Source organism: Romboutsia sp., assembly GCF_035470145.1.
In the GTDB taxonomy this organism is placed as follows: Bacteria; Bacillota; Clostridia; order Peptostreptococcales; family Peptostreptococcaceae; genus Romboutsia_D.
Genome location: NZ_DATIRC010000245.1, coordinates 48947 through 62169, shown reverse-complemented (window position 1 = coordinate 62169; position 13223 = coordinate 48947). Strand labels below are relative to the sequence as shown.

General features: G+C 26.2%; 10 protein-coding genes. 1 reads left to right on the top strand and 9 read right to left on the bottom strand.

From position 1 onward, the window contains the following. The 6 genes from VLM92_RS10695 to VLM92_RS10670 all read right to left on the bottom strand — a co-directional run. Positions 1 to 737: hypothetical protein (locus VLM92_RS10695; protein ID WP_325276331.1), on the bottom strand; the 737-nt coding region annotated here is incomplete at its 3' end. A gap of 16 nt (positions 738 to 753) precedes the next feature. Beyond that, positions 754 to 3480, bottom strand: a complete 2727-nt coding sequence (locus VLM92_RS10690; protein WP_325276330.1) for a PAS domain-containing sensor histidine kinase — start codon at positions 3478 to 3480, stop codon at positions 754 to 756. A gap of 186 nt (positions 3481 to 3666) precedes the next feature. After that, positions 3667 to 5550, bottom strand: a complete 1884-nt coding sequence (gene selB, locus VLM92_RS10685) for a selenocysteine-specific translation elongation factor (RefSeq protein WP_325276329.1) — start codon at positions 5548 to 5550, stop codon at positions 3667 to 3669. 23 nt (positions 5551 to 5573) lie between these two features. Beyond that, positions 5574 to 6953, bottom strand: a complete 1380-nt coding sequence (gene selA / locus VLM92_RS10680; protein WP_325276335.1) for an L-seryl-tRNA(Sec) selenium transferase — start codon at positions 6951 to 6953, stop codon at positions 5574 to 5576. A 97-nt stretch (positions 6954 to 7050) separates the two neighbouring features. Then, the gene (selD, locus tag VLM92_RS10675) at positions 7051 to 8091 is read right to left on the bottom strand and encodes a selenide, water dikinase SelD (RefSeq protein WP_325276328.1); all 1041 of its coding nucleotides are present in this window, start codon (positions 8089 to 8091) and stop codon (positions 7051 to 7053) included. Positions 8092 to 8211: 120 nt separating this feature from the next. Continuing rightward, positions 8212 to 8883, bottom strand: a complete 672-nt coding sequence (locus tag VLM92_RS10670) for a helix-hairpin-helix domain-containing protein (protein ID WP_325276327.1) — start codon at positions 8881 to 8883, stop codon at positions 8212 to 8214. 80 nt (positions 8884 to 8963) lie between these two features. On the opposite strand from VLM92_RS10670, the gene VLM92_RS10665 reads away from it, so the two are divergent. After that, complete coding sequence (locus VLM92_RS10665) at positions 8964 to 10298, top strand: D-alanyl-D-alanine carboxypeptidase family protein (RefSeq protein ID WP_325276326.1); 1335 nt, start codon at positions 8964 to 8966, stop codon at positions 10296 to 10298. Positions 10299 to 10535: 237 nt separating this feature from the next. Here the strand turns inward: VLM92_RS10665 and VLM92_RS10660 are convergent, their stop codons facing one another. From VLM92_RS10660 to sdaAB, 3 genes are all read right to left on the bottom strand, one after another. After that, on the bottom strand, positions 10536 to 11093 hold the full coding sequence (locus tag VLM92_RS10660; RefSeq protein WP_325276325.1) for a hypothetical protein: 558 nt from the start codon (positions 11091 to 11093) through the stop codon (positions 10536 to 10538). A gap of 403 nt (positions 11094 to 11496) precedes the next feature. Continuing rightward, positions 11497 to 12375 (bottom strand): L-serine ammonia-lyase, iron-sulfur-dependent, subunit alpha, encoded by an 879-nt coding sequence (gene sdaAA / locus VLM92_RS10655; protein WP_325276324.1) that lies wholly within the window; start codon positions 12373 to 12375, stop codon positions 11497 to 11499. Positions 12376 to 12396: 21 nt separating this feature from the next. Next, positions 12397 to 13071 (bottom strand): L-serine ammonia-lyase, iron-sulfur-dependent subunit beta, encoded by a 675-nt coding sequence (gene sdaAB / locus VLM92_RS10650; protein WP_325276323.1) that lies wholly within the window; start codon positions 13069 to 13071, stop codon positions 12397 to 12399. Between the last annotated feature and the right edge of the window lie 152 nt (positions 13072 to 13223).

Genomic DNA, 13223 nt, shown 5'->3' with positions numbered 1-13223 from the left:
ATATTTTGTATAGTTATTTTATATACTAAGTATATTTGTAATATACTCGTAAAATCTAACACTATACCTATTAATTTATTATCACCATAATTAATATAGGTAATAACTTCTATTATGAAATATATTATTTTTATAAGTAATATATTATTTATCATTTTAAGATTATTAATTTCATAGCAATAATTTTTAATGTGTACATTTATCATTTTTATTGTTTGCACTAAAGTTATTATATTCAAAATATAAGTAAACATTATTATTTCTATCTTAATATTATAAATATTAAATACTACATAATCTAAATTTATAAATAAAATTAAACCTATAAATATGCCTACTAATCTTAGGTAATTAATATACTTTTTCCTTTCATAAGTACCTTCCTTGAATAAATATTTAATAGCTATAAAAAATACTATTGTCCCTAGTGAACTTGATAATATATTTATTTTATTCAATAAATTTTGTTGATTGGTAACAATTGAGCCTAATATATCTAAAATATTAGATATTATATATCCTACTCCAACAAATGCAATATATTTATTTTTGTCTTCAATAGCATTAAGCATCAAAACTACTATAAGTAAGCTTAATGAGCTTCTTATAATAATTATTATAAACTCATATGATGATGTGTCTATAAAGCTTATTATTAGTAGTATTAAAAGACTTATAATATAAAAGCTATAACCTGATTTTGATGCATTCTCATCTTTTAAACATCTACTATTCATACTCGCTCTCCTAATTTTAATAATATATATCCGAAAATTCTATTTTGATTTTTTCATCAATGTTATAAATTCTTCGATCTTCCTTATAATCTTCATGACTTACATTTGTTGTAGGAATATTTATTATAAATTCTGTTCCTCTTCCTTCTTTACTATTAACTTTTATTCTACCTTGATGTAACTCCACTAAATTTTTAACTATCGTAAGACCTATCCCGCTTCCTTCAGTATTTCTTGAAAGTGTCTTATCTACTTGGGCAAACTCTTCAAATATTATATTAATTTTATTCTTAGGTATACCAACACCATTATCCTTTACACTTATATCCACACTTTCTTTTTTATCATATATATTTACAGATATACATCCTCCATTATTGGTAAATTTAATGCAATTTGATAGTAAATTCAATATAACCCGTTCTATTTCAATTCTATCTATATTTACATTTATTTCTTCGCTATCCGTATCAAATATAATACTTATATCTTTTTTTCTTGCATACTCTTCCACCTTCATAAATAAATCTTCTATAACATTTACAATATTATGTTTAGTCAACTTTAAATTGTAGAAACCAGATTCCATTTTTGTTAAATCTATTATATTGCTAATTAACCTCTGTAATCTATAAGAACTTTGTCTTACTAATTCTATGTGAGATTTCATATTATCATTGTAATCTTCAATCTTACCATGTTTATATAAAGAATCTACTAATTGGTTTGAACTTGAAATAACATTTAATGGTGTCTTTAGTTCATGAGACATATTAGCAAAAAATTCAGTTTTTATCTTATCTGTTTTCAATCTATCTAGTAATTCTTTTTCGGCCATTTCAGATGTTTTTTTATGTGTTAAATCTTTTATTATAAGCATTATGTGTTTATTTTCATCTACGGAAAAAGGTAATGCATTTACTTCTACTTGAACTTTATTTTTATCATATGTAATTAACTCATATTCAAGTAATAGCATATATTTATTTTCATTTAATACTTTTCTCATCTTTCTTCCAAGTCTGCTATCTTCATCTAAACTTAAATTTATTATATTTCTGATATTTAAACTCTTTATCTTATTTATATCATCTATTTTTAACATATTTAATAAAGATTGATTAGCATAACTTATTTCTAAGTGTTTATTTAATAAACAAATCCCATCAGGTAATATATCTATAAGTCTTGCATAGGATTTTTGACTTTCTTTTAGTTTTAATTGTGCTTTTTTTCTTTTTGTTATATCCCTTATAACAATTATTGTTTTGTTTTGATTATTTTTTGTATATTCTGAAAAACTCATTTCTACATATACTTTCTTTCCATCTATATCATAACATTCTTCTAAATTATCATTATTATAATCTACTTTAAAGTTTATCTCATCTAATTTATCCTTAAAGATTTCTTTACATGCTTTATTAACATATATTTTTTTACCATCTTGGATAACTATTATTCCATCTCCTATACTCTCTAAAAATCTTTCGTATCTTGTATTTATATCCATTATCTTTTCTTTAAATTCTTTTTTCTTTGTATTATCTATTAAAATACATAACGTTCCTTGTGTCTCATTTTTTATCACTAATGGTGCAAATATAGATTTATATACTTTATTATTTTTTGTATAAGTCATATTTTCTACATTTTTATTAAACTTAAATACATAATCTATATTTTTTACAAAATCATCATAATTTTTAAGTATAGGTTTAATATCTCTTTCTATTTTATAATAATCACTTGAATTGTTATGTCTAAAATTCTGCTCAAATGTTTTATTTGCATAAGTTATTTTCCTCTTATTATTAAAAACTATTATACAATTTACAGAAGAATCTAAAGTCGATTGTAATTTTACCTCTTTACTACTAAGCATTTTTTTTAGTTTTTCTATTTTTTGTGTTTCTTCTATTAGTTTTTTATTTTTTTTATTTAAACTTTCTGATTTTTGAATTAACTCGTTGTTTATTTCATTTAATTTTGCATATGGTTTTTTCACATTTGTATGTACAATATATTTATATAAATAATATATCGTAAGGTTATTTATTATTTGTTTTAAAATATCTTCTATATATAAATCTTTTATAAAAATATGCAGTATTGTAGGTATCCTCGATAGGATAATAATTATTATTATTTTCTTAAAAAAACCTTTTTCATCATCGTCTAGTTCATTTCCTATTGTTTTAATCTTATCATTTATAAGAATAACCATAAATATTGTAAATATATTAACAATATTTGCTAAATAAAATATAAATTCTTCTTTTATCACTATATTGTTTATAAGTTTAATCGAACTTATAAACAATATACTACCTATAAATATTACAAATATATTTTTAGATATATCTTTATCTTCTTGCATATAATTAAAGCTCATATATATTGCTACTGTTGGTAATAAATCTGTCACAATAGATAGTAATATAGTAAAATTATATTCATGATTTGTGTTTAAACAAATAAACACAATGATAATTTCTAAAATACCAGTTAATGCAAAAAATCTTCCTAAAAATTCAGAAAATTTATTTACGTTGAATTTCATTGTATTGAACACAATTATTCCCATAGCAATTAAAAATGTTGCATATATACCATGTATAAATACCATATATTTATTTATATCTTTTATTACAAATACTAATCCTACTGATATAACAAGTATCAATAAAATATTTATTGCTTCGTTATTATTATTTTTCATAGTATGTGTTGTAACATTCAACGTTTTTCTCCCCCTTTAATTTAAATTTCAAACTAATTATTGCAAATTAATTATCTGATAATTCTTTATTTTCATCCAAATTAAAAATACCAAGCTATGTATATTCTTATTATTTATACTTAACTTGGTATTTTACTACTATATTATATCACTTTTATTTAAATTTTAACATTTTTTTATATAGTTCTAAAATAATATTCTTTTATTATCATTTCTTTTTGTTATTTTATTTCTATCAAAATTTTCTAGTATAATCATACAATTTTTTCTACTTGAATTAATTAAATCTCTATATTCTCCTAGTGTTATTTCTTTATTTTCTTTTAGATATTGTATTAAATTCTCTTTTGCATTTATATATATTTCTTTATCAATTATATATGCATCATCTAATTTTTCAATATCGTCACCAATCATAGATTCTAAGACTTCTTCATAGTAATGATTGCCTTTGCATATATCATCTATACTTAAAATAGATTGCATTCCACTACTTTTAAGCATACTTTTTATTTTATTTTTTATTTCTTTTTGTTTATCATTTAAAATGACATTAAATTCATATAGCGAAACTAAATTCCCGTTAATTTTTATTTTATTTTCACTACATAATTTTTCTATTAGTATATCTATTTCTTTTGTTTTAAATTTGCTTTCTATTTTAGATCTAAATTCTTCTTTTAATATTCCTTTTCTTAATCTATATTTTTTGTGATAGTCTGTTAAGAGTTTTATAGAGCCTTCCTTTAATATTTCATACTGCTTTATATGCATATACATATTATTGATTAATACAATTTTATTTTCATGTAGTAGTTTTCCTAAAGCATTATTAATATTTTCTTCACTATCTCCACTATAACTCATTATGTCTTTTTTAGTTGGGTAAACATTAAGGTTTCTTTTTAAATATTCTTCTAATATATCTTTTAATTCACCCTTTTCTTTTATCTTAAGTGATTGTATTGCTTTTTCGTCAAATCTTTTATGTTTTTTAGGTGCTGTATCAATTACAATGCCTCCGCCTATAGTGTCCATAGGAGAATAATATCTTACCACAAATTTATCTCCTTTTTTAGCTACTATACTTTCCTCTAGCCTTAATTGAACATATCCACTTTCTCCAGATTCAATTATTTCTTTATCTAAAGGTACAGCTCTACAAAGTATTTCTCTTGTTCCATGATACAATCTTAGTCTATCCCAATGCTTTAAAGTTTTATCAGCATGATTAACCAAAGAAATTTTAACATCTAACATCATAGCTTCTTCTAATGAATTTTTACACGCTAATACATATCCTCTTTCAATATCTTCAACTTTGACATTAGAAATATTTATTGCTGTTCTTTGACCTGCATAAGCTGTGTCAACATTTTCCCCATGAACTTGAATACTTCTTATTTTAGTCTTTATTTTTTTAGGGTATATTTCAAGCTCATCTTCTATACTAATTTTTCCTTCTATTAAAGTTCCTGTAATTACTGTTCCAAAACCTTTTACGGAAAATACTCTATCTATATTAAGCCTTGCTGGTGAATTTTCATTATTACATTCTATTTCATTGCTCATCTTATCAATTTTATTAATAAGTACATCTATACCTTTTTTAGATATAGAGTCAACCTCTAAAATATCTGCATTTTCAAGGAAGGTTCCTTTTACCTTTTCTCTTATATCTTCTTTTACTAAATCTATAAATTCTTCATCTACTGTGTCACATTTTGTTAAAACTATTATTCCATTTTTTACATCTAAAAAACTTAATATATCTAAATGTTCAACAGTCTGTGGCATTACACCTTCATCCGCTCCAACTACAAATAAAACCATATCTAGGCCCGATGCACCTGCTAACATATTTTTTATAAATTTTTCATGCCCTGGAACATCTACAATACCAGCTCTTTTATTACTTGGTAAATCAAAATATGTAAATCCTAAATTTATTGATATACCTCTCTTTTTTTCCTCAGCTAAAGTATCTGTTTCTCTTCCTGTAAGTGCTTTTATAAGCGTTGTTTTTCCATGATCTATATGTCCTGCTGTTCCTATTACTATATTTTTCATATTTAGCCCCCTATCAAAGTCTTTTATTCAAAAGCCTTTTTTAGTTCATTTACAATAATATCATATTCATCTTCGAATATTGTTCTCACATCTAGTACATATTTATTATCATATACTCTAGCTACTATATGAGATTCGCTTACTCTAAGTATTCTTTCTAGTGCAGATACATTCATCTTATTAGGAGTTATAGCTATTACCTTTGTTTTTATGGTTTCTAAAGGCATAGATCCTCCCCCTACTTGAGAAAATCCATCTTCTATCTTTATACTTGCATCTAAATTTAATACTTTTATTTTATTTAATAAAGTATCTGCTTTTTCTTGCAATTCTTCAATCTTGTATGTAAGCATTCTTAACGTAGGTATATCTTTTATAGCTTTTTCTTCATCTAAATACATTCTAAGAGTTGCCTCTAGAGCACATATAGTAAGTTTGTCTACTCTTAGCGCTCTTGTAAGTTGATTTTTCTTCATCTTTTCTATGTATTCTTTTTTACCTACAATTATACCTGCCTGCGGTCCTCCAAGCATTTTATCACCACTAAATGTAACTATATCTGCTCCTTGATTTATAGAATCTAAAACTGTTGGTTCATAAGATAGCCCATATTTAGATAAATCTATAAAAACTCCACTTCCTAAATCTTCTATAACCGGAATATTGTGTTTTTTACCAAGTTGTGATAATTCATCTATTTCTATGTTTTGTGTAAAACCTAATATCCTATAGTTACTAGTATGTACTTTCATTAAAACCTTAGTATCCTCAGTTATAGCGTTTTCATAATCTTTTAAATGTGTTTTGTTAGTTGCTCCAACTTCTACTAATTTTGCTCCACTAAGTTCCATTATGCTTGGTATTCTAAATGAACCTCCAACTTCTACAAGCTCTCCTCTAGATACTATAGCTTCTTTATCTTTTGCTAATGTATTTAAAACAAGAAGTACTGCTGCTGCATTATTATTTACAACTAATACATCCTCTGCTTTAGTAAGCCTTTTTATAGTTTCTGTTAAATGAGAATATCTTGAACCTCTTTCTCCTTTTTCTAAATTATATTCTAAGTTAGAATATCTAGATGCAGAATTCCATAACTCTTCTTTTATAGTTTCACTAAGCAATGACCTACCTAAGTTAGTATGTATAACTGTTCCTGTAGCATTTATTACTTTTTTTAAAGACAAAGAATAATTTATTTTAGTTTTATTTATCGAACTTTCAATTATATCATTAAATTCTATATTTAACTTTTCTTTTCTATCTTCATTTAAATTTACAATTTCTTTTCTTTTTAAGTCTATAATCTGTCTTACTGACTCTAGAACTAAGTTTCTTGGATATTCATTTAGTACATCTATTATCCTTTTATCTCCCAGAACTTCATCTACTGATGGCAACATAGCAAATAACTCTCTTTTATTCAAAATAATCACTCTCTCTTATTTTAATTTTAAATGAATAAGAAATTAATTCTTATAACATAAAATACGGTTATTTTTATATAACCTTAATATATTTATCTCCCCTTAATTTTACTTCACCTATTATTTTAGCTTCTATAGATCCATTCTTTTTCATATCTTCAACAAGTATGTCTGCTAAATTAGCATCAACTGATACTAGCAATCCTCCTGATGTTTGTGGATCATATAAAATATCTTCTATTTCAGTTTCTATGTTTTGTAATTCAACATCTTTACCTACATATTCTTTATTTCTATACATACCTGCTGGTATAATTCCCATTTTCGCCATATCAACAGCACCTTCTAATATAGGAACTTCTTTTGAGTTTATCTCAATACTTACATCAGATGCCTTTGCCATTTCTAAGGCATGTCCTAAAAGTCCAAATCCAGTTACATCTGTGGCTGAATTTACCTCTATTTTATCAAAACTCATTGCTGCATATTTATTCAAATGTACCATTACTTCAATAACTTTATCTGCTAGATCCTTCTCAACTAGATTTTCTTTCATAGCCGTGTTTAATATACCAACCCCAATAGGCTTAGTTATAACTAGCTTATCTCCAACTCTCGAAGTTGCATTTGATAAAACTTTTTTAGGATGTACTATACCTGATACAGAAAGTCCATATTTAGGCTCTTTATCATCAACAGTATGTCCTCCTACTAAAAGTGCTCCGCTTTCTTTTACTTTATCAAATCCGCCTTTTAGTATTTGAGCTAGTACATTCATATCATGACACCCTGGAAAGCAAACTATATTCATTGCAACTAAAGGAACTCCACCCATAGCGTATACATCTGATAATGAATTTGATGCAGCTATTTGTCCAAATATGTATGGATCATCTAACATAGGTGTAAAAAAATCTAATGTCTGTATCAATGCCATTTCTTCACTTAATTTATATACAGCTGCATCATCTGATGTTTCTAATCCTACTAATAATTTATTTGTGTTCTCATTCTTTGGTAACTGAGATAAAACTGAAGCCAGAACCTCTGGCCCTATTTTAGCAGCTCACCCACCTGAAGTCGTCATATCTGTAAGTCTTTTTATAATTTCCATTTGTGTATCTCCTTGATATATCTTTTATATAACTATGATATCATATTTTAATGTATTTCTTTAAATTATTTAGTAGATATTCTTCTTATTATTAAACTAACTTTCATTTAATATCTATTTTTAGTTTACACTAATCATATCTTTGATATCTTCATATTTTTTATCACCTATTCCATTCACATTTTTTATTGCTTCAATTGTATTAAATTTTCCTTTTTCTTCTCTATAGTTTATTATTTTATTTGCAGTTGATTCACCTATTCCTGGCAAGGTATCTAATTCTTGTATACTTGCAGTATTTATGTTTATTTTTTGTGTTTTACTTTGATTATCATCCTTAATAGATATATTATAATTTATATCTGTTAAGGCATCATTAGTCTCTGTATTATCACCTATTTTAGGTATAATATAGTGATTTTCATCTTCAATTCTCATCGCTAAATTGATTTGGTTTAAATCTGCTTCATTTGTAAAACCCCCTAGTTGTTCTATAGCATCATGTAATCTCTTATTACTTTCTATAGTTACAACCCCAGGTTTTTTTACTTCTCCACTTATGAATATTGTTATCATATTTTTATTATTTTCACTTATTTTTTCTCTATCTATTTTATACTTTTCTTTATCTACTTCTTTATTTATACCTTTGGGTATATCTATTCTTTTATCTTCACTTTTACTAACTATATATACATTTTCTTTAATTGCCAAATCTTGTTTTAATATAATTGTGCATATACTCAAAATAATTGCTACTGAAAATATTATAATTTTACCAAATTTATTCAAACTTAAATCACTCCTTCATTTTTATTATTGACTAAAATATGATATACTAAAATATAAGTTTTAAATTTGGAGGTTCCCGCATGAAAAGAATTCTATCGCTTTTAGTAGCATTCCTTATAACACTTACCTCTGTTTTTGGTAATACAGGTAAGTCCTTTGCTGCTGATACAAAACTTAATCTCACTGCTAAATATGCAGTTTTGATGGATTACGAAACTGGAAAAGTTTTATATAGTAAAAATGGTAATTCTAAGCTTTATCCAGCTTCAACTACGAAAGCTTGGACAGCTTATATCGTTATAAAGCATGTTCCTGATTTAAATCAAGTCATTGAAATAAAAGACTTGCCACCTATAGAAGGATCTAGTATGTATTTAAAAAATGGTGAATCTTTCACTGTTAAACAATTATTGGATGGTTTATTAATTCACTCATCTAATGATGTAGCTGTTGTATTAGCTAATTATGTGAGTGGTTCTGTAGAGAATTTTGCTAAGCTAATGAATGAAGAAGCCAAGGCTATTGGTGCTAAAAACACTCATTTTAACAATTCCAACGGATTGCCAGATGCGAATCATTACACTACAGCATATGATATGGCTCTTATGGCAAGAGAGGCTATGAGTAACGAGATTTTTAGAAAAATTGTCAAAACTGATTCTGTTCATTTTGAATCCACTAAAGAAAATCCTTATATAAGAAATTTTGGAAATACTAATAAATTTTTAACATCAGATAAGGAAACGATAAATTATAAAGGCAAAGAAATACCTATCAAATATGATATAGTTGATGGGATAAAAACCGGGTATACTGATGAAGCTGGTAGATGCCTTTTGTCTAGTGCTGTTAAAAATAACATGAGACTTATTTCTGCAGTTTTTAAAACTAATGGAAATAATTTGTATTTAGACTCTAGAACCTTATTAGATTATGGATTTGATAATTTTTATACTACTACTATAATTAATAAAAAAGATTACATAGATAGTAAAAAAGTTTTATTTAGCCAACAAAAGAAATTAGTTTATGAACCTCAATATAGTTATAAATTAGTTTTACCTAAAGGAACTAAAGAAAGTGAATATACTACAGAGATTAAATTAGATAATGTTGATTTACCTATTCGTAAAGGTGATAAAGTAGGTACTTTAGAAATACATAACGGAAATAAAGTAGAACATACTATAAATTTAGTAGCTAAGGATAATGTTAATAGCATATTTGCTTTTGTTACTGAAAATAAAGCTATAATGGCAGCTCTAAAAATATTATTATTAATTTTATTCATCTTAATAATATTTGTTATTTTTATTATTGTAAAAAAGAAAAATAGAAGAAATAGAAGAAATAGAAGAAAAACCAAAAATATTTATTCTAACAAAAAATATCATTACAAAAAAAGACGAAGATAAAAGCTTTTATTAACATTAAAATTTTATAACAAAAATATGGATAGCAATTTATCTTGCTATCCTTTTTAATGAAATCTTTTTTATATAAATTTATATCATCTGTTACAGACTTTTATTTAATACTTATCTATAATATGAAATAATTTATGTATACTTTTGAGGCTTTATTATGAGTTGTGAATGTTGTAATACTAATAAAAACAAGCTCATTATATAAATTCATGAGCTTGTTTTTTATTAATCTTCGGATAATACCTCTGCTAAAAATAAACTTCTAAAATATTTTTGCATATATCCATTTCCTTTAAAATTATCATTAATAATTGACATAATTTCTCTACAAACTTGTTTGTATCCCAACCTATCTCTAAATTTAGGTTCTATACCTTGTAAGAAAATACCTTTAATTATAGGATCCTGTGGTACTTTTAAATATGCTTCATACGTCCATTGTTTACCTACTTGTTCAAACATACTTTCTTCTCCAAATAATGAAGGAGTTATAGAAATCATATATCCATATAACCATAAAAAATGAACATTATTTCTAAAAAATTTAAGTCCAAAATTAAATATTTCTTTTAATGTTTGCTCAAACTCTTTTTTATTTATCTTTCTCTCATCTACTAAATGCCCTACATCAATAACTACTATCCAACATAAAAAACTTAACCTTAATAATTTTTTTATATTATATTTATCATTAATCCATTCTTTGTACATATATGACCTTGCACTAATCCAATCTCCACAATCTTCATATTCATCTGCAAATTTCCATTGCCAGTTAAGCATAATATCAATCCTTTATAATTTTATTGCACATTACATTAGTTTATATAAATAGAATCATATGGCCTTAATTTTTTCTCTAATGTGTCTTTATTTATTGTTCCACATTCTCAAATTGTTACTCTATTTCTATTATTTAATTCTAATTTGTAATATTTTTATTTAATTGTTTCATGTTTATAATAATTTAATATACTATTAGTCTGTACATTTTTTCTATTTTGTTATAGTATTCATTAATTTTCAGCTAAATAATTCTAAAATAATCAAATTGAAATATTCATAATTTAAAAATAGTATTCATTCTACATTGAACCTATTTCTTTTTTATTGTATTTGAAATTTTATGTCAATAATACAAAAAAACTGGTATGCATTAGCATAACCAGCTTTTTTATATTATATACTATCCGAATATTTTTGTAGTTAAAGAACATCCAGTACAAGTAGCAGCTACTCCACCTAATGCAGTTTCTCTTAACTCCATTGGAAGTGTTTTACCTACTTTGTACATTGCAGCAACTGTTTCATCAAATGGTATTATGTTTAATATTCCTGCTAAACATAATTCAGCTGATATTAAAGCATTTGCAACTCCTATTGCATTTCTTCCTTGACAAGGAGCTTCAACAAGTCCTGCTATTGGGTCACATACAAGCCCCATTACATTTTGTAAACAATGAGATGCAGCATGTATAGCTTGCTCTACAGATCCACCCATCATTTCTACTACACCAGCAGAAGCCATTGCTGCTGCTGCTCCAGTTTCAGCTTGGCATCCACCTTCAGCTCCAGATACTGTAGCATTTCTAGTTATTATAACACCTATTGCAGAAGCTGCAAATAAAGCGTCTATCATTTCTTCATCACTAAATCCATACTCTTTACCTATAGTTACAACAGCTCCTGGAAGTATACCACAAGAACCTGCTGTTGGTGCAGCAACTATTAATCCCATAGAAGCATTAACTTCCATAGTCCCCATAGCAGCAACCATAGCCTTATTCATTAACTCTCCACATACACTTCTTGATAAACCTCTGTATTTAGTTAATTTTTTAGCTTCTCCACCTATAAGTCCACCCATAGATTTTATATCTTCTTCAACAGCTCTTTCAGTAGCCGCCTTCATTATATTTAAACTAACTCTCATTTTTTCTCTTACTTCTTCTTTAGATAATCCTGAAAGTTCAGCCTCTCTCTCTAAACATATCTCATGTATTGACATGTTAAATTCTTTACATTTTTCTAATAATTCTGCTCCGCTTGTGAAGTTATATTTCATTTTTATGTCTCTCCTTACTTATTAGAATTTATCTAAAACTACAATCTTTGCTATTACTTCAAATTTTCTTAATTGATCTATCAGACTTTCTTCTAACTCATCAACTGTTTCTATTGTAACAAATGTATATTCAGATCTAGCTGGCTTATTTGTTGACATTGTTGCTATATCTTTATTATTATGAGCAAGTAATCCTGTTACGAACGATACTGCACCAGGGATATCTTTTATTTCTATTACTACAGCTGATCTTGCTCCGTTAAAGTCTATTGCTAGTCCATCCATTTCTGTAAGCTTTATGTTACCTCCACCTATAGAAGCACCCATTACAGTTGATTTTGATCCATCTTCTAAAACCATTTCTATTTTTACTGTGTTAGGATGTACACTATCACCTAAATCAGTTTTTATAAATTCAAATTTAACACCTGCTTGTTGTGCTAATTCAAAAGAATCCTTTATTCTAGCATCATCTGGTTGGAATCCTAGTATTCCACCAACTATCGCTTTATCAGTACCATGACCTTTATAAGTTTCTGCAAAAGAACCATGAAGTAAAAATTTCACTTCCTTTACAGGCTTTCCTGCTATTTTAGAAGCAGTTTTTCCAAGTCTAGCCGCTCCTGCTGTATGAGAACTAGATGGACCTATCATGTTAGGCCCTACGATATCAAATACACTATAATCTTTAGCCATTATATTACCTCTTTCTTTTTCTTTAATGTCTTATTTAAATTAATCTAAATATCTCTTTAGTGTCTATTATATATTTAAAACCTATAAACAAAAAACTCACTTCGCTTGAGCGACGTGTCGGCGAATTACTTCATGTCACCAACAACCTTAAA

Coding starts and splice junctions, on each gene's coding strand:
- selB (WP_325276329.1), bottom strand. CDS start 5,550: ATGAAAAATATAGTAATAGGAACAGCAGGACATATAGATCATGGAAAA.
- selA (WP_325276335.1), bottom strand. CDS start 6,953: ATGTTGCCATCAGTAGATGAAGTTCTGGGAGATAAAAGGATAATAGAT.
- VLM92_RS10665 (WP_325276326.1), top strand. CDS start 8,964: ATGAAAAGAATTCTATCGCTTTTAGTAGCATTCCTTATAACACTTACC.
- VLM92_RS10660 (WP_325276325.1), bottom strand. CDS start 11,093: ATGCTTAACTGGCAATGGAAATTTGCAGATGAATATGAAGATTGTGGA.
- sdaAA (WP_325276324.1), bottom strand. CDS start 12,375: ATGAAATATAACTTCACAAGCGGAGCAGAATTATTAGAAAAATGTAAA.
- sdaAB (WP_325276323.1), bottom strand. CDS start 13,071: ATGGCTAAAGATTATAGTGTATTTGATATCGTAGGGCCTAACATGATA.